This window comes from Bacillus sp. UMB0728, assembly GCF_002858875.1.
GTDB classification, from domain to species: domain Bacteria; phylum Bacillota; class Bacilli; order Bacillales; family Cytobacillaceae; genus Bacillus_AB; species Bacillus_AB infantis.
This window is the reverse complement of sequence record NZ_PKLA01000001.1, coordinates 583700-607870: the sequence shown is the minus strand read 5'-3', so window position 1 is coordinate 607870 and position 24171 is coordinate 583700. Positions and strand designations below refer to the sequence as shown.

The window sequence follows — 24171 nt, the reverse complement described above, 5'->3', positions numbered from 1 at the left end:
TGTGGTGTTATGATGAGTTTAAACAACAATAGTACTGGAAGGGGAAAGTATGAACTGGATATTGTGGGTTATCATAGGGTGTGAAATCGGCTTTTGGGTTTTAATCCTGGCCGGTCTTTGTATGCGTTATCTTTTCGGAAAAAAGAAAACCGGTCTCATCCTGCTCGCGATGACTCCTGTTGTAGATCTGATCCTGCTGGCAGCAGCGGGTGCGGACTTATACAGAGGCTCAGAAGCAACACAGGCACATGCATTGGCTGCCGTATATATCGGTGTGTCGATAGCCTTTGGAAAAAGTATGATCCAGTGGGCGGATGAAAGATTTTTATATTACATCGCCAAAAAGGGGAAACGGCCGGAAAAAAGATATGGTATGGATCATGCAAGGCATAATATAAAAGGCTTTGCGAGGCATGGGGCCGCATATCTTATCGGAGCTGCCTTGCTGATGGGAACCGTGCTAATCATAGATGATCCTGGGAGAACGGAAGCACTATCCGGTGTCGTGAAAATATGGTCGATTGTTCTAGCAGCAGATTTGATTTATTGCATTAGTTATTTTATCTGGCCAAAGGCCCCTAAAAAAAGCAAAGAGATGAATATATGAAAAGAATATCCCGCCTCAATCAGCGAGGAGGGATATTCTTTTATATGTTTTCTTTTTCCAGTTCTTCCTCAACAACCAGAATCGGTATTTCCCTTTTCTCCAGCTCTTCAATGAATTCCTTCCGTTGTTTAAGGGAATTCATACTAATATTAAAAGGTGGAAAACCGGTTCCTTGATTGATCTTCACCAATCTTTTCTTTCTCGCTGGAAGCCTTTCAATGTATTTTTCTTCATCCTTCACGATAACCCCAAGGAAAGCATTGCCTTGAACCTCATATGGAAAGATACCCTCAAAATCTTCCCAGACGATGAGCCCGGGGCCGCCTGGACCATTGACTTCCAGACCTTCTGTGCTGAAAGAAACCAAGGGGGCTTTGTCATAAATCATTCCTGCAAAAAGCAGGGCACATCCAAACAATAAAACAGCAAACAGTAAATAGATAATCAGCATAAAAGTTTCCCTGTTTTCTTCATGTAAAACCATATCTGCAGCCAGCCAGGCAAAAAATACACCTGCAGCCAATACAACCAGCATAAACAGAAAGAATTTTCCTTTCGCGGCATAAAATTGTTTTTCCATCTTGTCCTCCTTATTGATTGATTAGTAGATACCAAATGGAAAATTCCCCCTTATACCGAAATATAAACCAAAAAATTCCATGGTGAAGCAATAATCCGATATTCGAAACGTTTGAGTAGAATTTATACATAAAAAGAGAAATAATAGAAGCAATCATTATTGAAGGTGTGGTTTTTATGTCCCAGCAAGACTTTACACAAGGGAATATTCTGAAGCAGATGTTTATTTTTTCTACTCCCATCATGCTGACGAACTTGCTGCAGGTTTCTTACCAGTTTGTTGACAGCCTCTGGGTGGGAAATCTGCTTGGAGCCGCGTCACTCGGCAGCATTGCGGTTTCAAGCACCGTCATATTTACGGTGCTGTCATTTATTATCGGTATCAATAATGCAGCTTTGACAATCTTGTCGCAGCAAAAAGGAGGAGATGATGAGAAAGGTCTGAGGCAATATCTAAACAGTTTTGTGATTATCCTCACACTGCTTTCCCTTGCGCTGGGAGCGGCAGGCTATTTTGCTTCAAAGCCTATTCTCCAGTGGCTTGATACCCCAGAGGCGATGATTGCTGAAGCAGACTCGTATTTAAAGATTAATTTCCTCGGCATCCTTTTTTTGTTCGGCTACAATTTTATCGGGACGATTCTTCGTTCTCTGGGGGACAGCAGGACGCCGCTGATTTTTGTACTGGTCGCGGTGGTACTTAACAGCATATTGGACCCTGTGTTCATTTCTATCCTGGGATGGGGGATCGATGGAGCTGCCTATGCCACTCTTGCCGCCCAGGGGATCGCATTCATATCTGGCATGTATATTGTTTTAAAAAGAAAACTCGCACCTTTTTCGATACCGTTCATGCCCGGTAAAGATGAAGTGTGGACGATACTAAAATTAGGCATACCATCAGGACTCCAGATGATGGTGATCTCAGCGGGTGTAATGGCCATTATGAGTGTGGTGAATTCCTTCGGAGCGGACACGGTTGCAGGCTTTGGGGCAGCCCAGAGGATTGACAGCCTGATCATGCTGCCGGCTTCGGCGCTCGGCACAGCCGTCAACAGCATGGCAGGACAGAATATTGGGGCAGGCCGGTGGAAAAGGGTCCATAAGATTGCGCTCTATGGTTCACTCTACAATTTAGGCATAATGCTCTTGATTGCCGGAGCGGCTGTGCTATTAGCAAAAGCGGGAATATCCCTGTTCATTACCGAGCCTGGAGCCGTTGAGTTTGGTACAGGCTATCTTGTATCAATTGCTTTCTTTTATCCGTTCCTCGGGCTTAATTTTGTATTAAATGGCATAGTAAGGGCTGCAGGTGCCATGTTCCAGGTGCTTGTGCTCAATATCATCTCCTTTTGGGTGCTGAGATACCCTTTGACCTGGCTGTTCTCACAATGGATGGGGGAAGAGGGGATCGCATACGGAATGGGAACAAGCTTTATGATCAGCAGCGTGATTGCTTTTTCGTACTATAAATACGGCAGATGGGACAAGAAAAAGCTGTTTTCAACTGAAAAATGACACGCCAAAAGACACTCCCTGTGCGGAGTGTCTTTTGGCGTGCGGAAAAAAGGAAAGCCATATATCGATCAGGCTCGTGGAATACATGAGTGGGGAGAAAAAAAGGAGAGTCATGTATCCCATCACGTTCCCGGAATACATGAGTAGGGAGAAAAAAGGATGGTCATGTATCCCATCATGCTCCTGGGATACATGAGCATGGAGAAAAAAGGATGGTCATGTATCCCATCATGCTCCTGAGATACATGAGTAGGGAGAAAAAAAGAAAGTCATGTATCCCATCAGGTTCCCGGAATACATGAGTAGGGAGAAAAAAGGATGGTCATGTATCCCATCAGGTTCCCGGAATACATGAGTAGGGAGAAAAAAGGAGAGTCATGTATCCCATCAGGCTCCTGAATACATGAGTAGGGAGAAAAAAGGATGGTCATGTATCCCATCAGGCTCCTGGGATACATGAGTAGGGAGAAAAAAAGAAAAGTCATGCATCCCATCAGGTTCCCGGAATACATGAGTAGGGAGAAAAAAGGATGGTCATGTATCCCATCAGGCTCCTGGGATACATGAGTGGGGAGAAAAAAAGAAAGTCATGTATCCCATCAGGCTCCTGCGATACATGACTAGGAAGAATAAAAGAAATCATGTATCCATCGTGGGGATACATGACTTGGCTGCACGTTGATGTGTCATTAACTTTTTTCAAGCCTTACCGTTTTTAGAAAGTCCTCTTCACTTTTTCCCAGAACGAGTTTTCCCCTTAAATTCCCAGTTTTAATTTTGCCGCTCAGTTTGGCTTCATTTTTTTTTAGATGCTGAGACACTCCACCAAAGAGTGTCTTTTTTCAGCTCTCCGGTCTCTTCTCTCTCTCCCGCAAACTATACAAATATCGCTCCAGCTTTTCTTTAATCTCTTCGTTCTTAAGCGCAAACTCGATTGAAGCCTGAAGAAAGCCGAATTTATCCCCGGTATCATAGCGATTGCCTTCTATCAGACATGAATACATGGGCCCTTTTTTCAGAAGCTGCGAAAGAGCTTCAGTCAGCTGGATTTCTCCAGAAAAGTCAGGCTGAAGGGACTCCAGTACAGTAAATATCTCTGGTGTAAGAACATAGCGCCCGATGATAGCCTGATTGGTCGGAGCAGAGTCCTTCGAAGGCTTTTCGACCAGCTGCTCGATTTTACAAAGATTGCCTGCTTTGAAGGAATAGTCGATGATCCCGTATTTGGAAACGTCCTCCCAGGGAACTTCCTTTGCACCGATCATGCACGTTCCAGTTTCTTTGAATTGGCTGATCATCTGCAAGAGAGCAGGGGTACCGGAATCAACCAGGTCATCACCGAGGAGGACAGCAAAAGGCTCATTCCCGATGAATTGTTTTGCACAAAGAACTGCGTGCCCGAGTCCCAATGGTTCCTTTTGCCTTACATAATGGATTGAAGCAAGATTCGAAGCTGCTTCCACTTTTTCTAAGAGTTCGGTTTTGCCGGTTTTCTTCAGTATCAGTTCAAGTTCGATAGACTTATCGAAATGGTCTTCAATTGCACGTTTGTTTCTTCCCGTAATGATGATAATATCCTCAATGCCGGAAAGAATGGCTTCCTCCACGATGTATTGGATGGCAGGCTTGTCGGCAACCGGCAGCATTTCCTTTGGCTGGGCTTTGGTGGCGGGCAGAAAACGGGTGCCAAGGCCTGCCGCCGGAATGACCGCTTTTCTGATCATGCTTGATACCTCCCAGCAGAATTTTAGCTGAATTAAGTGCACTCAACTGAACATATGAACAGGGACAAACGGGATATGCACCTTTTAATCAGGAAAAAAAGGAATAGTTCTCCTGATGCCCGCACAATTTAATACCAATGCAAGAGTTGGCGGGGTGTATGAATTGACCGGAAATCTATTCCTGAAAGACCGAAAAAATATCATCATGGCGCTTGCTGCCATTGCCTTGTATGTAAGTCCCTTATTCATTCTCGGGGAAGATGCGCATATACGAGTCCATGACAACCTGGATTCTAACCTGGCATGGTATAAAGTCCTCAGAGAAAGCGGGCAGACTTATGGAACGGCAGAGGCTGTCATCCCGCAGGTCATCAACGGCCTGCCGCGCAATGCCTTTGGCACTGAACTCAGCGGCATCGTTTGGCTGTTTTCTATTTTTCCGACCATGACAGCCTATGCCCTTAATCAGCTTCTTACAAGATGTGCTGCATTCATGGGCATGTATCTTTTGCTGAAAACTCATTTTATCAGATCACCTGAATGGTCAGCCATCAGGGTGGGGGCAGCACTTGCATTCGCTCTGACTCCATTTTGGCCATCCGGAATGCTGAGCACTCTCGGTATGCCCCTTGCCTTATGGGCATTTTTGAATATACGGAAGGGGGAGTCAGACTGGAAAAGCTATCTGGCGCTCACCCTGCTTCCTTTCTACTCCAGCTTTGTTCTCGGATTTTTCTTCTTCCTTGCAGCAATGGGAGGATTATGGCTCGTTGACCTTTTCAGGGGAAAAGGCACAAATCTGCGATTTCTTGCGGCTATTGCAGGCATGACATTTTTATATCTGCTGGTTGAATACCGCCTTGTCCACTCATTTCTTTTTCTGGAAGAAGACAACAGCCGTGATGAATATTTTCATGCGCGGCTTACGTTCGCCCATTGCGTAAGGCTTGCCTTTAAAAACTTCGTTCTGGGCCATACCCATGTCATGACAGTTCACGGGCTCATTATCCTGCCTGTCACCCTTTATGCTTTATTCCTTGTCTGGAAGAATAAAAGCTGGAGGCAGGAGAGAATTTACGTATGTTTGTTTGCCTTTAATTTTCTTTTGTCCTTCTGGTACGCTTTCTGGTTTTATAAAGGATGGCTTCCATTGACAGAGCGGTTTCATTTTATGGACACCTTCAATTTTGCCAGGTTTCACTTTTTGCGGCCGCTTGTCATTTATATAGGATTTGCGCTCGCTTTAAGGATCGTCTGGACATCGTCGAAAAGCAGAAAAAGCATCCTTGCCGTCATTATCGCTCAGATTCTTTTGCTTGGAGCTTTCAATGACGAAATTATTTACAGCAGAAAGCCCTCGGTGAAAGAATTCTACGCAGAAAGTTTATTCGATGAAATAGGAAATTACATAGACAGGCCAAAGGAGGATTACCGGGTTGCAAGCATAGGCATCCATCCGGCAATTGCCCAGTATAACGGCTTTTATACGCTGGACACGTATAATAATTTCTACCCGCTCACCTATAAGCACCAGTTCAGGAAAATAATTGCGGAGGAATTGGCAAAAAATAAGACCATTCGCCGCTATTTTGATGAATGGGGAGGAAGATGCTATATCTTTACAGCAGAACTGGGGAAGCATTATATGTTCAAAAAAACTTCTGATAAAAAGCTCAAAAATCTCAAATTGGATACTGCTGTTTTCAAAGAAATGGGAGGTGAATATTTTTTTTCTGCCGTGCCGATTATGAACAGCATGGAAAACGGTCTGGAGCTGGAGAGAGAATTCACATCCGGGGATGCTGCCTGGAAGATTTATTTGTATAAGGCAATATAGACATCTAGGAGGAAGCAGAATGACTGAAACTATATTAACTATCGTTGTACCCTGCTATAACGAAGAAGAGATGCTGGCATATACGATGGCGGAACTTGGCAGGCTTCTGGAGGACCTTGAAACTGAAGGACTGATTTCCAGCTCGAGCAAGCTTCTGTTTGTTGATGACGGGAGCAGGGATAGGACATGGAATCTCATCCATAAAGAAAGCCTGAAATCTGAACGGGTGACAGGGCTTAAGCTGTCCAGGAACTCAGGGCACCAAAATGCCCTTTTAGCAGGAATTTTCACCAGCATGAAATCTTCGGACTGCATTGTCACGATCGATGCAGACCTTCAGGATGATCCCTGTGCCATCAGGGAATTTCTGGTTAAATATCATGAAGGCTGTGATATAGTCTACGGAGTTAGGAGTAAAAGGGAAAAGGATACTTTTTTCAAACGGGCGACTGCCCAGGGTTTTTATAAACTGATGGCAAAGCTTGGCGCCAGCCTGGTCTATAATCATGCTGATTTCCGCCTCTTAAGCAGGCGCGCTGCCGAGGAGCTGGCACATTTTGGGGAGGCAAATATGTTCCTGAGAGGCATTATACCCCTGATCGGCTTCCGCTCAGACCAGGTTATGTATGAGCGGAAAGAGCGGATGGCCGGGGAGACGAAGTATCCGCTGAAAAAAATGCTATCCTTTGCCCTTGATGGATTGACTTCCTTTTCGGTGACACCGATCCGGCTCGTTTTAATGGCAGGTCTTGTATCTTCTGTAATCAGCATCCTTTTTGGGACTTATTTTCTTTTTCTAAAGTTTACCGGCAGCACTGAAGCCGGCTGGACATCTCTCATTTCATCCATCTGGCTCATAGGCGGAGTGCAGCTTACCGCAATAGGAATGATCGGGGAATATATAGGGAAGATCTACAAAGAAACTAAAAGGCGGCCAAAATTCATAGTCGAAATTGATACCTACACACTGCCTGCGTCACTTCAGCTGAAAAACAGGGAGATGGAGCAGGATGAAGGATTCAGCATCAAGTATCGCCAGCTTCCTGAAACCAACTGATACACTTGTCCGGTTCCTCCTTGTCGGCCTAATCAATACACTGATCGGGCTAGGCAGCATTTATATTCTATTGTTGGCAGGGACAGGATACTGGTTCTCCACGCTCCTCGGAAATGCTGCTGGTGCTGTGACAAGCTATTTTCTTAATAAAGCTTATACATTTAAAAGCTCACAGCCTTTTATAAAAAGCGGTCTTCTCTTTGCGAGCCTTGCGGCAAGCTGCTATTTTATTTCCTACAGCCTATCAAAGAAGCTGGTATTGATTTTGGACAATCATCTGGCATTCTATCCAGAAACGGCGGCAGTCCTGTTGGGAACTGTATTATATACAGTGTTGAATTATTTGGGACAGAAATATATTGTATTTAAAAGGTAGGCAGCTTCCATTAAGTAAGCTGTCTATTTTTTTCCCTTATATAACTCCCTGAATGTTTTGATAATTATGGTAATATTAAGTGAGGGAAAGGAGGACTACATGAAACCATATTCGCTTATTATTTTTGACCTTGATGGGACCCTTTCAGATCCATATCCGGGAATAGCACGCTCGATCAGGTATGCTTTAGAAAAGATGGGGCGGCCTGTTCCGCCCGTGGAGATTCTCAAACTTTTCATCGGCCCGCCTCTTCACCATTCCTTTCAGGAACATAGCCTTTTCAGCAGAGAGGAAGCAGACGAAGCGGTGCAGTTTTACAGGGAGAGATACACAGAAAAAGGATTATATGAAAACGAATTATATCCCGGAATATCAGAATTGCTTTTATCATTAAAAGAAAAAGACTGCAAACTGGGCGTCGCCACCTCAAAGCCTATAGCGTTTGCTGAAAGAATTTTATCTCATTTTCAAATCTCACATATTTTTGATTACATAGAAGGCGCTTCGCTTGATGGCAGCTATTCGGATAAAAAGGATATCATATCATCCGTGCTTCTGCATTTCAGGGAATATGAAAAGAAAAATATTTTAATGATTGGTGACCGGAAATATGATGTGATCGGCGCAAATCACTCAGGCATTGATTCAGCTGCTGTCCTTTACGGATATGGAACCGAGGATGAATTCTTTCAAACTGCTGATTCATCGCCGACTTATTTGATTCGGACGGTTGAAGAACTATATAGCAGCTTCGGTGTTGAAAGAAAATTTAACATAAAGCAGAGGCGTGAAAGTGATGTTCATAGTAAATGTTGAAGGAGCAGTCCACAGAGGAGGTAAATGGCTGATCGGAAAAAGAAGCAGCCAGGAAAGCCATGCCGGGGGAATGCTGGCTCTGATCGGAGGCAAGGCGGAGAAGGAGGGTCATTCCACAGATGTATTGGAAAGAACAGTAAAAAGAGAAATCCTGGAGGAAACAGGTGTACTGATTAAAGATGGAATGGAGTATGTATGCAGCAGTTCTTTCATTACGGATGACGGATATCATGTGATTGACATTGTTTTTCTGTGTGAATACGAAAGCGGTGAAGCCAGTCCAGTCTGTCCTGATGAAAACGAGGAAGTGATGTGGATGAGCATCAGAGAAATCCTTGAACAGCCGGATGCACCTGAATGGCTGACGCGGAGCATTACGGCTGCAGAAGATTTATTGCGGAAAAAAGAAATGTCTAAAAGAGGCAGGCGGATTTAGCAGTGAAAGAGAGCTATTCTCATATCAAAGGAGGTGGACCTGATGGAATTTAAAGTAAATGGTGAGAGTATTTTTAAAAGCATCAGTGAGGCGGCAAGAATCGCAGGGGGAAGCCATAGTGCTGCTGGCAAACTCGTTATGATAGAAGCACACAGCGGAGGCCTTTCTGTCTCTTCCGGAAACGGGGACCACTCTGTGATCTTTGAGCACCCATTAATAAACTGCAGGGATTCTGGCCTTGATATATTGGAATATGGAAAGCTGGCAGCCGATGGAAGAATGCTTTCTGAAGTCATCAGGAAAATACCTGGCCGTTTAAGCATCAAAGCTTCCACTTCACATAAAATCCTGATTAATTCAATGGACAAGCAGATTTCCGCAGCGATTGCGGGTTTCCCGCTAGACCAGTTTCCTGATAGAGCACATGTAGAGTTTCCTTATATATATCCATTGGAAGCATCTGATCTTGCAGCAGGATTGAGGAATACAGCTGCATCTGCGGCCAGAACAAGCTCAAGGCCAATCCTGGAAGGCATCAATCTGGCATTTGATGAAAACGGGCTGACATTCACGGCGACAGATTCAAGCCGGCTTGCCATGTGGAAAGCTGACGGCTCTGCTGGGTTCAGCCAGTCATTTACTCTCCCGGCAAGAAATGCAGCAGAATTGCTCAAATTGATAGGCAAGTCACCAAGCGGAGAAGCAGCCATTTATATATCTGATTCACAGGCCGTATTCGCCACATCAACATTCCGTTTCTGCTCTTCGCTTTTGACCGGCAGATTTCCCTCTTCTGAGAAACTGAAGCCGGAAGGGTGCAAAACAGAGTTAGTCATCAATAGGAAGCACCTTCTTCAAGGTGTCAAGCGGACAATGATATTTGCTGGAGAAAAAAGAAGCTCTCTTGTTTCCATCCAAGCCAAGGATGAAAACTCCATCACTATATCTTCCCCAATGTCTGAAATGGGCATGATCGAGGAGGTGCAGGAATTGCAGAGCATCAGAGGAGAAACAGAAGCTTCAGCAGTAATAAATGGGAGTTATCTGGCGGATGCGCTGATAGGAACAGAGTCAGAATATATTAAAATAAGGCTTTATGGGACAATGAAGCCAATCCTGATCTCTTCCCCTGGGGAGGCAAACTATTTTCACCTTATTTCTCCTGTCAGGACTGCATCAGGGATGTTCCTTGGCAAGGGACAGGTTCAGAATCAAGATTAAAACTGAAAGGTGAGAAAATCAAATCTGAAGGGGATCTGAATACTAGTAGAATATTATTAAAAGAGGGAAATCTGTTGCGCTGTATCAAGTAATCCAGCTGGAAAACGGCCAAAGCGGGGAGGGCTAAGCAGAGGTATTTCCTCCCATCCAGGCTTTTTAGCTGAAAGGAGGCATACCGCGGCCGATTTCCTTAATGATGCTGGTAATGGATTCAATATCCTGCGCTTCAAGTCCGAACGCATTTTTAATCTTTTTTTCTATATTGTCTGAAACATTGCGTTTCCCGATTTCAATCAAAGCAACCAGTGAAAAGCTGCAATTAATCATTTTGGCGAATTCACGCTGTGAAAGATTATAATTCTTTCTGATAAACTTAATGATTTCTTTATCCAAGGTTAAATCTCCTTTTTTCTTTTATTTTCATATTATAAAAGAAAGTGAAGAACATCACTAGTGAAATATAAAAATAAAAGAAGGAAGGAGAAGAAAAAAGCGGCTTTTGAGTTAAAGCGGCTGCTTGGCTGGCTGATCTGCGCGTGGTATCCGGCTATAGACAAACCACATGTTCAGAAACTCGACTTTGAGCTTCTCGCCGGGCTTCAATTTTTCAGTTTCATTGACCACAACAAGCTTCTGACCTTCCAATTCTACTGTTTTCTCATCCACTGCGTCAGCGATATAAACCTTGAAAATAACTTTATTGAACCAATATGGATTCAGCCTGCCTTTAATATCAAGGATATTCTTCATCTTAAAGCCTCCTTCCTGTATGCATGTAAATTCTTATTATTTGAAAATTTAAACAATTAAAAGAATACTTCATATATTAATTGAATACCCGATTAGATCATATAAAAACCAGTAAAACTGATGAATTGAATAGAACATACGTTCTGTAATATACTAAAGTATGGACGGGAAACAACTTTTCCTGCCTGGAGCTTAATCTGTACTTAGAGGAAGGATCATATGAAAAAATGCCTTTATTGCCAGGCAGCGGGGGACCTGATCCCCCTCAAGGAGTGGAACAGGGACCGGACGATTTATTATTGCAGCAAGCATTATGAACAGGTGCTTAAGTTCCAGGAGAGAGAACAAAGGGAATTTGTCGACTATTTCAGACAGCACCCTAAGCTGCTGGAGTATCTCAGCAGCAAAAGTCTTGAACTTTATGAAAAGCTCGAAAAAGAGAAAGGAGGACCGGCATGACAAAACGATTTTTCAGAATATGCTCTTTTCCTGCCTGATGGAATGAGATATAATGCATTATAGTATTAATTACATAACGTAACCACAAGGGGAGCTTAATGCTGAGAGTGAACTTTTGTTCTGACCCTTTGAACCTGTTAGATAATTCTAGCGCAGGGATGTGGATGGATGGGTGAAGGTATGCCCGCTTCCTGATCAGTTCTCCCTTGAGGTTTGCGTTAATTCGGACAAAAGGGGAGAATTTTTTATGAAAAAATTAGGGCTGGTTGCCTTGATTGAAGCATCTTTTTTTGCAGCATTCGCTGTTATTCTTGATCTGCTTCCTTCTATTAAACTAACGCCTGCAATATCCATTTCCATTGCAATGGTGCCCATCTTCATACTTTCATTGCGATGGGGCTGGAAAGCGGGCTTCATTTCCGGATTCTTATGGGGGATTCTCCAGATTGTCATGGGCGACGCCTGGATAGTGACGCCCCTGCAGACTTTCATTGAATACTTCGTTGCTTTCGCCTTTATTGGCTGTGCCGGCTTCTTAGCTCTTGCCCTCCAAAAAAGCCTTGCTGAAGGCAAGAAGGGTAAGGCTCTGGGATGGGCAGCTGCAGCCATTTTCCTTGGCAGTGCGGGCAGATATTTCTGGCACTTTCTTGCAGGTATGATTTTCTTTGGAAGCTATGCACCTGAAGGGATGTCTCCTTTTGTATATTCTCTCATGATTAATGGGATAACGATGCTCGGGTCAGCTGTCTTATGTACAGCCGTATTGTGGCTCCTCCTTTCTGCAGCGCCGCGCCTGGTACAGAGGAAACAGGAATATTCCGCTGCGGAAGAGCATAAATTGGCGAACTGATAACCATGTGCACAAAGCAGTCCCTTCTGGCGAATCGGCCAGAAGCGACTGCTTTTGTTTTAAAAAAAGGGAAATTGAAGAGAATTGCTGAAAAATGCTTTCATTCGACAAATTTTGGTATATAATAAGTTACGCTATTATACTAAAGTGATAAACTGGCCTACAAGGCTTAACTTCTAGAGGTACATCGACTATTAATATAGTAAAGGAGATTGAAATGACAGATAAGTTTATTATCCGCTTTGAAGATGTTACAAAACAATATGACAATGACAGTCCGGTTCTGGACGCCGTCAGCTTTGATATAGAAAGGGGAAAGTTCTACACGCTCCTTGGTCCTTCAGGCTGCGGAAAAACGACGATCCTGCGCCTGATTGCGGGTTTTATCGAACCGACAGAAGGATCCATTTTCTTCAATGGACAAAAAATCAATAAAGTGCCTGCCAACAGGAGGCAGGTCAATACCGTGTTCCAGGACTATGCACTTTTCCCGCATTTGAATGTATTTGAAAACGTGGCATTCGGATTGCGCATCAAAAAAATGAAAAACCAGGAAATCAATGAGCAGGTGAAAGAGGCGCTCAAGTTTGTCAACCTGGAAGGATATGAACAGAGGGAAATCAAAGAGATGTCAGGAGGGCAGAGGCAGCGTGTCGCGATTGCGAGGGCGATTGTCAATAAACCGGAAGTCATCCTGCTGGATGAGCCCCTTTCTGCACTGGACCTGAAGCTGCGTACAGAAATGCAGTACGAGCTGCGGGAGCTTCAGAGAAGGCTTGGCATTACGTTTATATTTGTCACCCATGACCAGGAAGAGGCGCTTGCTCTTTCTGATGAAATCTTTGTGCTGAACAAAGGCCGGATTGAGCAGAGCGGAACGCCAACTGATATTTATGATGAGCCTGTCAACCGGTTTGTGGCCGACTTCATCGGTGAGTCCAACATCGTCGAAGGGACCATGCTAACCGATTATCAGGTTGAATTTGCAGGCAGGAAATTTGAATGTGTAGACGCCGGCTTCGATTTGAATGAAAGGGTTGAAGTGGTCATCAGGCCGGAGGATATGGAAATTACTCCGAGCGAGCAGGGCAAACTTCAGGTACGTGTAGATTCACAGCTATTCAGGGGAGTTCATTATGAAATTTCCTGCTTTGATAAAGATGGGAATGAATGGCTTGTCCATTCTACACGAAAGGCAAAAGTAGGGGATGAAATAGGCCTTCATTTTGATCCGGAAGCCATCCATGTCATGAGGCCGGGAGAATCTGAGGAAGAATTTGACCGCAGGCTGGAGGCTTATCAAGAGGAAAGCCATGAGAACTAATCAGACACGCAACCTGTATCTGATCCCATATTTGCTGTGGATCGTTTTATTTGTCGTGACCCCTTTGTTTTTGGTGCTGTATTATTCATTTTTTGATATAGAAGGGCAGTTCACATTCGGGAACTACCAGAAATTTTTCACGCCCGTTTACCTGAAAATGACTTTGAGCTCTTTCTGGTATGCGTTCCTGATCACTGCCTTTTCTTTACTGATTGCCTATCCGACTGCCTACCTGCTTACGAAGACCAGGCATAAGCAGCTCTGGCTTCTGATGATCATCATTCCTTCTTGGATCAATCTGCTGCTCAAGGCTTATGCTTTTCTCGGCATTTTTGGAACTTACGGGGCAGCCAACAGCTTCCTTGAGGTGATTGGAATAGGTTCAAGGCAGATTCTGTTTACCGATTTCAGTTTTGTTTTTGTATCGGTATACATCTTCCTGCCTTTTATGATTTTGCCGATTTTCAATTCGCTTAACGAATTGAATTCATCGCTCATCGATGCATCCAATGATTTGGGGGCATCACCCTGGACTACTTTTACACGGGTTATTTTCCCGCTGACGCTGGATGGCGTCAAATCCGGCTGCCAGGTTGTATTCATCCCTGCACTTTCCCTCTTCATGCTTACCCGCCTGATTGCAGGGAACAGGGTCATCACCCTGGGCACGGCCATAGAACAGCATTTCCTTGTCACTCAGGATTGGGGGATGGGCTCCACCATTGCCGTATTCCTGATCCTTACGATGGTGATCATCATGCTGCTGACCGGAAATCGCAGGAGGGGGGCATAGCATGGGGAAATTATCTAAATGGTCATCACTTTATCTGATCCTTGTATTTTTTGTTCTTTATGCGCCAATATTTTATCTAATGTTTTATTCTTTTAACAGCGGCGGGACAATGTCACATTTCGAAGGGTTCACGCTGGACTGGTATAAAGAGCTTTTTGCTGATGCAAGGCTATTGATAATTGTGCTGAACACCATCATCATTGCCCTGTTGTCGGCTGCCATATCAACGATCATCGGAGTGGCCGGTGCACTTGCCATTTTTTATGTAAGAAAGCGGCAGGTCAAGAGCACACTCTTATCTTTGAACAATATTCTGATCGTCAGCCCCGATGTTATCATCGGTGCTTCCTTCCTGATTTTGTTTACGATGATCGGAATCAAGCTCGGATTTACATCGGTCCTGCTCTCTCACATTGCTTTCTGCGTTCCGATTGTAGTTATAATGGTGCTGCCTAAAATCCAGGAAATGAGCCCTACACTTGTGGACGCTGCGAGGGATCTAGGGGCAAGCCGCTTTGATGTTCTGTCCAAGGTCGTTCTGCCATATATCACACCAGGCATTTTTGCGGGCTTTTTTATGGCCCTAACCTATTCACTTGATGATTTTGCAGTTACTTTCTTTGTAACAGGGAATGGCTTCACCACTTTATCGGTTGAAATCTACTCTCTGGCCCGGCGCGGGGTTTCGCTGAACATCAATGCACTTTCCACGCTGCTGTTCCTGTTCACACTTATACTGGTGATCGGCTATTATTTCATCACCCAGAAAAATGCGAAGCCGACTGGAATGGGGGTCAAAAAATGAAACAGCTCGGTAAAGCCCTGCTGGTCATTGCTGTCATTTCTGCACTTCTGCTGTATGCAGTCTCCCGGCTTAATTCCTCACAAGGCTATTCCAGCGGAAATACGCTGACGGTCTTTAACTGGGGAGACTATATCGATGCAGAACTCGTGGACCGCTTTGAAAAAGAAACAGGCATCAAGGTGATTTATGAAACCTTTGACAGCAATGAAGCCATGATGACCAAGATTGAACAGGGCGGGACAGCCTACGATATAGCGGTTCCGTCTGAATATGCAATTGAAAAAATGAAAGAAGAAGATTTGCTTTTACCGGTAGACCATTCAAAAATTCCAAACTTGAAATATATCGACCCGAGGTTCATGGACTTGGCATTCGATCCAAAAAATGAATACTCTATCCCTTATTTCTGGGGGACGGTCGGCATAGCCTATAACACAGATCTGCTTGGGGACAAAGAAATTACAAGCTGGAATGACCTTTGGGATGAAGATCTGCGAAACCAGATTCTCCTAATTGATGGTGCAAGGGAAGTAATGGGAATGGGCTTGAATTCCCTCAATTATTCCCTTAATGATCAAAATAAGAAGCATCTGAGGGAAGCGAAGGAAAAGCTTGATACCCTTACTCCGAATATCAAAGCCATTGTCGGGGATGAAATCCGGATGCTGCTTGAAAACGATGAAGCAGCCATAGGTGTTGTCTGGTCAGGAACTGCTTCAGAGCTGATGTGGAAAAAGGACAATATTGAGTATGTTCTCCCTGAGGAAGGGACGAACCTGTGGTTTGATAATATGGTCATTCCAAAAACGGCAAAAAACGTGGATGCCGCCCACCAGTTCATGAACTTCATGCTTGATCCGGAAGTCGCTGCCCAGAATACCGAATATGTAGGCTATTCGACGCCGAATAAAGAGGCGCTGAATTACCTGCCGGAGGAAATTGTCAGTGACAAGCGCTTCTATCCAGACCCGGTAATGACCGAAAAGCTGGAAGTGTACGAGAACCTTGGGAAAAAAATGCTCGCACATTATAATGAACTGTTTTTGGAATTCAAAATGCATAGTAAATAATAGCAGCGGCTGGAGGAGTCTCCGGCCGCTTTTTTGCATTCTAGCATGATTTCCGTCCTGTCAGGGGATCCTAGTCTTAAAAACAGGAGGAGGCAATCATGTATTATATCAGCGGAAACATCATTTCAGGGGAATATGATGATCAGGCAGAACAGTTTTCCATCAGCATGATCAAACACTTTAAGACTCAGTCCATTTTGACCAAGGATCAGGCTAGCCAGCTTCTTGACTACCTCTACAGGCATAGGGACGAAGAGGGAGGCCAGGTCATCACCTTGAATGACCAGATGCCGCTGCGCATCTCTTCCGAGGAGATCAATTCCCTGATACTTGATCTTGAAAAGATTGAATCCCATTTTTAATGTTCTCCGAAATCTATATCCGATAATGATAGAATATGATATGATTTCTTTAATTGAATAAATGCTTTATGGTGCTTTGCAGCATGCTGCAAGCTTAAAAGGGAAGCCGGTTGAATTCCGGCGCGGTCCCGCCACTGTAATGCGGAGGCTCCTCCCTCGATGCCACTGTTCCTTAGCGGACGGGAAGGCGGAAGGAGTCTGTGATGCTGAGCCAGGAGACCTGCCATAAAGAAGTACACAACCGTCCTACGGGTGATAGGAGAGTGATGCGCTTTTAATATGGCAAAGTTTTGTTATTTGTTAAATTTTTTATGTGCAGGCATCCTCTATGAAGGATGCCTTTTATTTTTTTCATACAATAAGCCCGAGGAGTGAAACCTATGAAAAAAGCTTATCCAGCAGACCGTTCCCGCACCATTCAGACCAGGCTGGTGCTTCCGCCGGATACAAACCATCTTCAGACAATTTTCGGCGGCAAAGTGCTATCCTATATTGATGAAATTGCTGCCATTACTGCAATGAAGCATTCCGGCAGCATGGTAGTAACAGCTTCGATCGACTCTGTGGATTTCCTGTCTTCAGCTTCAGTCGGTGACGCCCTTACTCTTGAAGCCTTTGTTGCCTCAACAGGGAGAACCTCCATGGAAGTCTATGTGAAAGTGCATGCAGCCAATCTTTTAACAGGGATTCGAACGCTGACGACCGAATCCTTTTTAACCATGGTTGCCGTGGATGAAAGCGGCAAGCCCATTCCAGTATCCGGGGTGCTGCCTCATTCTGAGGAAGAAATCAGGCTGTTTGCTTCAGCAGGGGCACGAAAGGAGCATAGAAAAAACAGAATGCTTATACGATAAAAGGTGGCTTTCAGCCACCTCTGTATTCATGAAATAAGGCACCTTCTTCAGCAGCTATTTCCTACGGGCTGCTTCCAGCCTATCCAGCTCCTCTGGGATCCTTCCTTCTTCTATGCGGCTGAAAAGGGGGGCGATAGTGCCGAGCCTTTTCTCTGCAGCCCGAACCTCTTTCCATTCCAGCGTATGCGCATTCACCTGCAGCATGTTATTTATCTTCCTGCTGGAGAAAGGGAGGAAGGGGTTCAGAAGCCTTGCCAGATTTTTGATGATGTACACACAGGTCTGCAATGCATCTGCACATTTTTGCGGGTCGCTTTTAATTGTTTTCCAGGGCTCTTCACTGTTAAAATATTTATTGGCCGAGCGTACGAAGGCGAATATATCCTCAAGCGCTTCTTTTAGCTTTGCGCCTTCGATCTTTTCTCCGGTTTTCTCATATAAATGCTTAATATCCTCCTGTACAGCTTCACTTAATTTTCCATCCGGTATCATGCTGTCATAATATTTTTCGATAAACTTAAAAGTTCTGTTGACCAGATTGCCATATGCCCCAAGCAGCTCACTGTTATGGCTGTAAACGAATTCCCGCCAGGAAAAGTCAGCATCCCTGTTCTCAGGAGCATTGACAGCAAGGAAATACCGGATTGAATCCGGTTCATATCTTTCAAGTATGTCAGGGACCCAGACTGCATAATTCCTGCTTGTTGAAAGCTTCTTTTTCTCTAGTGTAAGATATTCGCCGGAAACCATCCGCGCTGGTTCCCCAGGCAGCCCTATCCCCATTTGAATAGCTGGCCAGATGATGGTATGGAAAGGGATATTGTCTTTCCCATGCACATAATAGGATATAACATCACTACCCCAGAACCTGCTGCCATCCTTGCCGTGCTGGCGGGCCCATTCCCTGCTGGCAGAAAGATAGCCAATCACCGCTTCAATCCATACATAAATTTTTTTCTTCTCCATTCCTTCAATAGGGACTGGCACCCCAACATCCAAATCCCTAGTTGCAGCCCGGTCCAGAAGCCCCTCAGTTAAATATCTTCTTGTCAGGCTGCTGCTGTTGTCCCTCCACAAATGGCGGGAGCGTGCCTCCTCGGACAGCTCTTCAAGCTGCTTCTGAAAATGGCTCAGCCTGAAATAATAATGATCAGTTTCTTTCATTTCCGGCGGTGTCCCGCATATTTTACAGGATTTATCCAGAAGGTCGGCCGGCTCAAGGATGGCTGAGCAGGCATCGCATTGATCCCCGCGTGCTTGGCTGCCGCAGGAAGGGCAGACTCCCTCTACATACCTGTCAGGCAGAAACTGGACACATGTCCGGCAATAAGTTTGTTCTATCGTTCTTGGAACAAGATGGCCATTTTCCAAGAGCGACAGAAATACTTCCTGTACAGTCTGATGATGATGCGGGGCATCTGTCCTTGTATATAAATCATAAGTAAAACCCAGCTGTTCAAAGCTTGCTGCGAAATCCCTGTGATAGCGGTCAGCAATTTCTTTCGCTGATTTGCCTTCATGTTTTGCCCTGATCGCTATGGGTGTTCCGTTGCAGTCGCTCCCGGAAACATACAGGACTTCTTCGCCCTTCATTCTGTAATATCTTGCAAGGATATCTCCGGGCAGCAGACTTGCAATGTGCCCAAGATGAAGGGAACCGTTTGCGTAGGGCCATGCCCCGCCAATAAAAATTGCCATGTTCAATCTCCTCCTCATTTTTCCATTGGCAGATCTTAGGATAAAATAAAAAAGCCCCGTCCTTTTCTATACATATAGAAAAGGACGGGGCTTGCCCGCGGTACCACCTTTATTCGCCTTTCGGCCTCTGCAAGTACGGGGCATATAGATGCCCTTATACTGTGGGTTTGATAACAAGTACCACTACTTGCCGCAGCCTACTGGCGAAGATCGCGTTCAGTACGGGGCTCGGAGACCATTGTTCAAACAGCCGCTTTTGCTTCTTTTCACCTGCCGAAGCTCTCTGGGAAAAACGGATCTGTTTTACTTTTTCTCTTCAATGCCTTTGTATAAGAGTTAATATCTGCCAATGATTTAAAGATTATTATATTCACGGGCAGCATAAATGTCCAGCAAAATTTAACAGGGGAAGGGAAAAAATCTGGCTGTATCAGCATGATGCCCATTGCAAATATTTGACTGTTTAAAAGCAAACCTTTATCATACAAAAGGCAGATAATGATAATATTCATATAGAATAGTCCAGATAAAGGGAAGGCTGATTATGCAGAAAAACCAAATGTTATTTGAATATCTCAGCAATAATTCTCAGAGAATTACTGACAAATGGCTGAGCACCAGGGCAAAAGATAAAGGATCGATTTATTCAGCAGAAGCGGATATAAAGATTGAAAGAATGCTCCGTGAGCAAAATGCCTTCACTAATAAGACCGTTTCGACCATTCTTTTGGATGACCGGTCTTTATTCGAAAAATTGGTCCAGGAATGGGCGAGCACAGTTGCTGAAAGCAGGGCAGATACCGATACTCCGATCTATGAGGTAATATCAGCTTTAGGCAAGGTGAGAGATACATACTGGGAATTTGTGGAGGAATTTGCGAAAAAGAACGATGAGATTGTCAAGGAGGATATCCTCCAGTGGAGTCTGGTCATTCATTCAGCTTTTGACATTCTCACACAGAAATTTGCTGAACAGTATTACAAAATTACCAGAAACAGGCTGAGAGCACAGCAGGATCTCATTCATCAGCTTGGTGCACCCATTATCCCGATCATCGGATCCATTGGCGTTCTTCCTTTGATAGGCGATATTGATACAGAAAGAGCCAAAGCAATATTAGAGAGCGTGCCCCTTCAGTGCACAGAAGCTAAGCTTTCCTATTTGTTTATCGATCTGTCCGGTGTACCGATCGTTGATACAATGGTAGCGCAGCAAATCTATCATATCGTCCAGACGCTGGACTTGCTAGGCATCAAGACCACCATCTCAGGCATCCGCCCGGAAGTTGCCATGACATCTATCCAGCTTGGAATCGACTTCAGCAAAATCAACACACATAGCACATTGAAAAATGCCCTGGCGAAAATGGGGCTGAGCATGAAACCTGAATTATAATTAGAAAATGCACCCTGCTTTTAAGCCTGAGGTGCATTTTTTTATGCAGCAAGAGGCAAGCCGTTAGGCGCGCCCGATGCTCTGAACTCTTCTAGGCTGACGGAATGATTCCTGCAATAAGAAGGACGAAGAAGATCAAGCCGATGACAGCAAGGACGAGAGATGCAAAAAAGACCGGGCCTTTTCTGAAGAAGAAGGGTTCATCTTTCTGGATGATCCCCGTTTGGGCGCCCACCATGCTGTTGATGTGCCTCTGGGGCGAACCGCCGCTTGTTGAAAAAATAAAAGTGACTGCAGCAAATGCGGCACCAATAAAGAAGAGCACTTCAATAAACCTTACAGAAAAATATGCTGCCACTCCCCATGCGGCCAAAGCTTCAGCTGCTAAAGCAGCTATAAAGACAATCGTATTCCTGCTCATAACTATCACCTCGTCATCTATACGATGAAAGAGCTGAAAATGTTTCATCAAATATTAAAATATTCAAAATGTTATAATGAATATTCCATCATTATGATATGATATACAAAAATCTACTCTAAAAGGAGATCATAATGATTTTACAAGGAGCAGGGAAGCTGTCCATAAATGGGGTTGGGTCTTCGGACGGCGGGAGCTATGATAAGGTAAGCATCAACGGAAAAGGCACTGTCAATGGCAATATTGAATGCCGCATATTTGATTGCAATGGTTCAGGACAATTCAACGGAGACCTGCTATCTTTTGAAAAAGCTAAAATCAATGGAAATGCGTCGATTGCCGGAAGCTTCTCAGGGGCAGCGCTGTCTATCGACGGGAGCGCAGGCTTTTCCGGCGATGTGGCTGTTGCGGACGAAATTAAGGTAAATGGAAAAGGAAGAATCGGCGGAAGGCTCGCATCCAGAAAAATTATTGTTAATGGCAGGCTTACTGCAGGCGGCGGTGTGGAAACAGAGGAATTTAAATCAAAAGGCCAATTTATAATCGGCAGCCATTTGGCGGCAGAGAGCATAGAGTCTTTTATCATGGGCGAGTGCAAAGTGCAAGAGATGAGAGGAAAAAGCATTCTAATCAGGCAAAAGAAAGACAATCCGCTCAGAGGGCTGCTCCAATCTTTTTTTCCTTCCCGGCTTGAAGCAGCTTTGATAGAAGGTGAAGATATACATCTCGAAAATACGAATGTGAAGATGGTAAGGGGAAATCATATTGTGATAGGTGAAAATGCCATTGCTGATATTGTGGAGTATACAGGATCCCTCAAATATGAGGGGAACGGTACGGCTTTGGAGAGCAGGCAAATATAATCTATTACCTGGAATATACAGCTGACTGGGCGCCTGGAATAGGGCGTCTTTTTATGAGTTCATTTAGTCCTGGTTTTTGAAACAGAAGATAAAACGGTTTAAATGCGGAAAAAAGCAGGGAAAATAAATGATAGCTCCAGAAAATATTTGAACATCCTTCATACTTATAGCATAATATATGTACATATACTCATATAAGGAGGGAATGAAATGGGACACCATCATAATCATGGACACGGACATTCTCACGGACATTCAAGCAACAAACGGGCGCTCTTTCTTTCATTTATCATCATCGCTTCTTTTATGGTCGTTGAAGTTATAGGGGGCATCCTGACAAACAGCCTAGCTCTTTTATCAGATGCCGGCCATATGCTCAGCGACGCTGTCGCCCTGGGACTGAGCTTTTTTGCTATAAAGCTTGGAGAAAAGCAGGCAACTGCAGCAAAATCTTATGGCTATAAGAGATTTGAAATCATTGCAGCTGCATTGAATGGCCTGACGCTGATCGCGATTTCCATTTACATCTTTTATGAGGCCGTCCAAAGGATTATGGACCCGCCGGCAGTCCAAAGCATGGGGATGCTTGCTATCTCGGTTCTCGGCCTTATTGTCAACATCATTGCGGCCTGGATACTGATGAAGGGCGACAAAGATGAGAACCTGAATGTAAGAAGCGCCTTTCTCCATGTACTTGGCGATATGCTGGGCTCTGTAGGTGCCATCACCGCAGCTTTGCTGATTTATTTCTTTAATTGGGGCATTGCAGATCCGATTGCAAGCGTCATCGTTGCCATCCTGATCATTATCAGCGGATGGAGAGTTACAAAGGATTCCTTCCATATATTGATGGAAGGAGCACCTGAACAGATTGACGCCTCCAGCATCCGCAGCTCTCTGGAAGGCATCGCATCTGTAAAAGAAATTCACGATCTCCATATCTGGTCGATCACATCAGGAGTGCCGATGCTCAGCTGCCATATCGCTATTACAGAGGAAGGCCGTCACGATGAAGTCCTTAGGGAAGCACAGACTGCCCTTCATAACCAGTACGGAATCGACCACAGCACCATCCAGGTGGAAAGATATGAAAAAGGCTGCCCAAGTGCGCATGGCACATGCAATTAATGGTGGCTGGCATGCTCGATGGTTTGCAGGAGGATCCCCATCACATGTTCGTCATCATGGGAATAATATAAGGTAGTGCCCTCACGCCTGAATTTAACCAGCCTGAGATTTTTTAAAAACCGCAGCTGATGGGAAACCGTCGATTGAAGCAGAGTAAGTTTTTCAGCAATTTCGTTCACTGAGTGCTCCCCTTGAAAAAGCAGGTTCAGGATTCTGAGCCTGGTCGGATCGGATAATGCTTTAAATGTCTGCGATACAATGAATAAGGTTTCTTCATCCAGATCCTTCATAATGTGCGGCTGTGTCTTTTCTTCTTCTGCCATTGATTCAGCCTCCTTTTTATATCATTATAAAGAAAAAATGCACGAAGAAAAATCCCGGAGAACTTTTCCCGGATTTTTTCTTCGTGCTTCTTGCTTTTCGGGCCATATAGGTATAAATTAATGCTTATCAGCATTTTTTCTCCTATCTATCTTGGCGTCTCCTGATAGGTAATTGCTCGGATTTTTTCTGTTTTTTCATCAAAAGTTATACGGACAAAGACACCGAATTCCCGATTGTCCCTGGCAAGCCAAAGTTTGAAGGTTTCTGTACAGTTGGATCCCTGTGTTGTTCTGCCTACATGAAGATAATCAAGGATTCTTGCTCCGGGATACTTTATTTTTGTATTGGTCATCGCTAGCTTTCCCCATTTGGCATATGCTGGCGTCTGCTGTGCAGCTGAGATATGCCGGATATTTGCAGCAGAAGGGGAAAGCAGAGCAGGGAAACTTAACAATAATATAATCAGTATCGACTTTTTCAAACCGCTCACTTCCTTTATAATTAGTTAGCCTGTCATCATTGTGTATTAGTATTGAAAAAAAGAGTGCAGTCTATGCCCTTATTCGTTATTTACTTAATTACCGTTCCACCAGACATCTTGTAAAAGGCGGGAGATTGATTGAAACAACCGGAATACGTTAATGTTATGGAAGAAATTGTCGCAACACTCGTAAAAGTCCTTATGCTGAGCCCGGATTATCAAACCTTCTGCCAATGTATGAAGTGCCGCGCCGATATTATCGCCATCAGCCTCAATAATCTGCCAAACCATTATGTAACTACAGAAGAAGGCAGGAAAATGGTATTTGAACAGCTGAACACAGAGGAAAACCGGAAATGGATCAATAAAAGAATCATCAATGCGATTCATGTGGTGAGTAAATATCCGAAGCATTAGCAGTC

The 24171-nt window shown here is 44.3% G+C and carries 28 protein-coding genes, 2 riboswitches and 1 other annotated feature; of the genes, 20 read left to right on the top strand and 8 right to left on the bottom strand.

The features are described from left to right. Positions 1-49: 49 nt before the first annotated feature. The gene (locus CYJ37_RS02985; protein WP_101547802.1) at positions 50-607 is read left to right on the top strand and encodes a hypothetical protein; all 558 of its coding nucleotides are present in this window, start codon (positions 50-52) and stop codon (positions 605-607) included. Positions 608-647: 40 nt separating this feature from the next. Here CYJ37_RS02985 and CYJ37_RS02980 read toward each other — a convergent pair whose 3' ends face one another. Further along, positions 648-1187 (bottom strand): STM3941 family protein, encoded by a 540-nt coding sequence (locus tag CYJ37_RS02980; protein WP_101547801.1) that lies wholly within the window; start codon positions 1185-1187, stop codon positions 648-650. A gap of 176 nt (positions 1188-1363) precedes the next feature. On the opposite strand from CYJ37_RS02980, the gene CYJ37_RS02975 reads away from it, so the two are divergent. Continuing rightward, complete coding sequence (locus CYJ37_RS02975) at positions 1364-2704, top strand: MATE family efflux transporter (RefSeq protein WP_094769491.1); 1341 nt, start codon at positions 1364-1366, stop codon at positions 2702-2704. Positions 2705-3546: 842 nt separating this feature from the next. Here CYJ37_RS02975 and galU read toward each other — a convergent pair. Continuing rightward, positions 3547-4428, bottom strand: a complete 882-nt coding sequence (gene galU / locus CYJ37_RS02970) for a UTP--glucose-1-phosphate uridylyltransferase GalU (RefSeq protein WP_101547800.1) — start codon at positions 4426-4428, stop codon at positions 3547-3549. Between the two features lie 205 nt (positions 4429-4633). Here galU and CYJ37_RS02965 point away from each other — a divergent pair, with 205 nt between their 5' ends. The 6 genes from CYJ37_RS02965 (at position 4634) to dnaN (ending at position 10171) form a co-directional block, all read left to right on the top strand. Beyond that, positions 4634-6265, top strand: a complete 1632-nt coding sequence (locus tag CYJ37_RS02965; RefSeq protein WP_101548409.1) for a DUF6044 family protein — start codon at positions 4634-4636, stop codon at positions 6263-6265. A gap of 19 nt (positions 6266-6284) precedes the next feature. After that, entirely contained in the window at positions 6285-7322 is a 1038-nt protein-coding gene (locus CYJ37_RS02960; RefSeq protein WP_022543885.1) for a glycosyltransferase family 2 protein, read from the top strand. Then, positions 7276-7698 carry a GtrA family protein gene (locus CYJ37_RS02955; RefSeq protein ID WP_009793701.1) on the top strand — a complete coding sequence of 141 codons (423 nt, stop codon included), beginning with the start codon at positions 7276-7278 and terminating at the stop codon, positions 7696-7698. The genes CYJ37_RS02960 and CYJ37_RS02955 overlap by 47 nt, the downstream gene beginning before the upstream one ends. 99 nt (positions 7699-7797) lie before the next feature. Next, entirely contained in the window at positions 7798-8514 is a 717-nt protein-coding gene (locus CYJ37_RS02950; protein ID WP_101547799.1) for an HAD hydrolase-like protein, read from the top strand. Next, a complete protein-coding gene (locus CYJ37_RS02945; RefSeq protein ID WP_101547798.1) occupies positions 8495-8950 on the top strand; it encodes an NUDIX hydrolase in 456 nt (151 codons plus the stop codon). Before CYJ37_RS02950 ends, CYJ37_RS02945 begins: the two co-directional genes overlap by 20 nt. Before the next feature lie 42 nt (positions 8951-8992). Beyond that, positions 8993-10171 (top strand): DNA polymerase III subunit beta, encoded by a 1179-nt coding sequence (gene dnaN / locus CYJ37_RS02940; protein WP_101547797.1) that lies wholly within the window; start codon positions 8993-8995, stop codon positions 10169-10171. A gap of 156 nt (positions 10172-10327) precedes the next feature. Here the strand turns inward: dnaN and CYJ37_RS02935 are convergent, their stop codons facing one another. Both CYJ37_RS02935 and CYJ37_RS02930 read right to left on the bottom strand, forming a co-directional pair. Beyond that, entirely contained in the window at positions 10328-10564 is a 237-nt protein-coding gene (locus CYJ37_RS02935) for a helix-turn-helix transcriptional regulator (protein WP_009793705.1), read from the bottom strand. Between the two features lie 111 nt (positions 10565-10675). Next, positions 10676-10921 carry a hypothetical protein gene (locus tag CYJ37_RS02930; RefSeq protein WP_009793706.1) on the bottom strand — a complete coding sequence of 82 codons (246 nt, stop codon included), beginning with the start codon at positions 10919-10921 and terminating at the stop codon, positions 10676-10678. A 219-nt stretch (positions 10922-11140) separates the two neighbouring features. Here CYJ37_RS02930 and CYJ37_RS02925 point away from each other — a divergent pair, with 219 nt between their 5' ends. The 8 genes from CYJ37_RS02925 (at position 11141) to CYJ37_RS02890 (ending at position 17438) form a co-directional block, all read left to right on the top strand. Beyond that, positions 11141-11380 carry a hypothetical protein gene (locus CYJ37_RS02925; protein WP_009793707.1) on the top strand — a complete coding sequence of 80 codons (240 nt, stop codon included), beginning with the start codon at positions 11141-11143 and terminating at the stop codon, positions 11378-11380. Between the two features lie 77 nt (positions 11381-11457). Further along, positions 11458-11556, top strand: a riboswitch (TPP riboswitch). Positions 11557-11627: 71 nt separating this feature from the next. Continuing rightward, the gene (gene thiT / locus CYJ37_RS02920) at positions 11628-12230 is read left to right on the top strand and encodes an energy-coupled thiamine transporter ThiT (RefSeq protein ID WP_094769939.1); all 603 of its coding nucleotides are present in this window, start codon (positions 11628-11630) and stop codon (positions 12228-12230) included. 217 nt (positions 12231-12447) lie between these two features. Then, positions 12448-13554, top strand: coding sequence for an ABC transporter ATP-binding protein (locus CYJ37_RS02915; protein ID WP_009793709.1), 1107 nt, complete (start codon positions 12448-12450; stop codon positions 13552-13554). After that, positions 13544-14347: an ABC transporter permease gene (locus CYJ37_RS02910; protein WP_009793710.1), complete on the top strand. Its 804-nt coding sequence runs from the start codon at positions 13544-13546 to the stop codon at positions 14345-14347. Before CYJ37_RS02915 ends, CYJ37_RS02910 begins: the two co-directional genes overlap by 11 nt. A 1-nt stretch (position 14348) precedes the next feature. Continuing rightward, entirely contained in the window at positions 14349-15152 is an 804-nt protein-coding gene (locus CYJ37_RS02905) for an ABC transporter permease (RefSeq protein WP_009793711.1), read from the top strand. Beyond that, the gene (locus CYJ37_RS02900) at positions 15149-16222 is read left to right on the top strand and encodes an ABC transporter substrate-binding protein (RefSeq protein WP_101547796.1); all 1074 of its coding nucleotides are present in this window, start codon (positions 15149-15151) and stop codon (positions 16220-16222) included. Before CYJ37_RS02905 ends, CYJ37_RS02900 begins: the two co-directional genes overlap by 4 nt. A gap of 98 nt (positions 16223-16320) precedes the next feature. After that, positions 16321-16584 carry a hypothetical protein gene (locus CYJ37_RS02895; protein ID WP_101547795.1) on the top strand — a complete coding sequence of 88 codons (264 nt, stop codon included), beginning with the start codon at positions 16321-16323 and terminating at the stop codon, positions 16582-16584. Positions 16585-16636: 52 nt separating this feature from the next. After that, positions 16637-16826, top strand: a riboswitch (cobalamin riboswitch). A 138-nt stretch (positions 16827-16964) separates the two neighbouring features. After that, complete coding sequence (locus tag CYJ37_RS02890; protein WP_101547794.1) at positions 16965-17438, top strand: acyl-CoA thioesterase; 474 nt, start codon at positions 16965-16967, stop codon at positions 17436-17438. Between the two features lie 54 nt (positions 17439-17492). On the opposite strand, the gene metG is transcribed toward CYJ37_RS02890, so the two are convergent. Then, on the bottom strand, positions 17493-19136 hold the full coding sequence (gene metG / locus CYJ37_RS02885) for a methionine--tRNA ligase (protein WP_101547793.1): 1644 nt from the start codon (positions 19134-19136) through the stop codon (positions 17493-17495). Positions 19137-19213: 77 nt separating this feature from the next. After that, positions 19214-19465, bottom strand: a binding site (T-box leader). A gap of 215 nt (positions 19466-19680) precedes the next feature. Between metG and CYJ37_RS02875 the strand changes: the two genes are divergently transcribed. Then, the gene (locus CYJ37_RS02875; protein ID WP_009793718.1) at positions 19681-20532 is read left to right on the top strand and encodes an STAS domain-containing protein; all 852 of its coding nucleotides are present in this window, start codon (positions 19681-19683) and stop codon (positions 20530-20532) included. Between the two features lie 91 nt (positions 20533-20623). Here CYJ37_RS02875 and CYJ37_RS02870 read toward each other — a convergent pair whose 3' ends face one another. Continuing rightward, the gene (locus tag CYJ37_RS02870) at positions 20624-20953 is read right to left on the bottom strand and encodes a hypothetical protein (RefSeq protein WP_101547791.1); all 330 of its coding nucleotides are present in this window, start codon (positions 20951-20953) and stop codon (positions 20624-20626) included. Between the two features lie 134 nt (positions 20954-21087). Here CYJ37_RS02870 and CYJ37_RS02865 point away from each other — a divergent pair, with 134 nt between their 5' ends. Together CYJ37_RS02865 and CYJ37_RS02860 are read left to right on the top strand one after the other, a co-directional pair. Beyond that, positions 21088-21816 (top strand): polymer-forming cytoskeletal protein, encoded by a 729-nt coding sequence (locus CYJ37_RS02865; RefSeq protein ID WP_094769943.1) that lies wholly within the window; start codon positions 21088-21090, stop codon positions 21814-21816. 210 nt (positions 21817-22026) lie between these two features. Then, the gene (locus tag CYJ37_RS02860; RefSeq protein WP_009793721.1) at positions 22027-22944 is read left to right on the top strand and encodes a cation diffusion facilitator family transporter; all 918 of its coding nucleotides are present in this window, start codon (positions 22027-22029) and stop codon (positions 22942-22944) included. On the opposite strand, the gene CYJ37_RS02855 is transcribed toward CYJ37_RS02860, so the two are convergent. Then, positions 22941-23234, bottom strand: a complete 294-nt coding sequence (locus tag CYJ37_RS02855; RefSeq protein WP_165352571.1) for an ArsR/SmtB family transcription factor — start codon at positions 23232-23234, stop codon at positions 22941-22943. The two genes, CYJ37_RS02860 and CYJ37_RS02855, sit on opposite strands and share 4 nt — an antisense overlap. Before the next feature lie 179 nt (positions 23235-23413). Next, positions 23414-23749, bottom strand: coding sequence for a YqzG/YhdC family protein (locus CYJ37_RS02850; RefSeq protein WP_022543881.1), 336 nt, complete (start codon positions 23747-23749; stop codon positions 23414-23416). A gap of 138 nt (positions 23750-23887) precedes the next feature. Between CYJ37_RS02850 and CYJ37_RS02845 the strand changes: the two genes are divergently transcribed. Next, complete coding sequence (locus CYJ37_RS02845) at positions 23888-24166, top strand: late competence development ComFB family protein (protein ID WP_232217719.1); 279 nt, start codon at positions 23888-23890, stop codon at positions 24164-24166. The last annotated feature ends 5 nt before the right edge of the window (positions 24167-24171 follow it).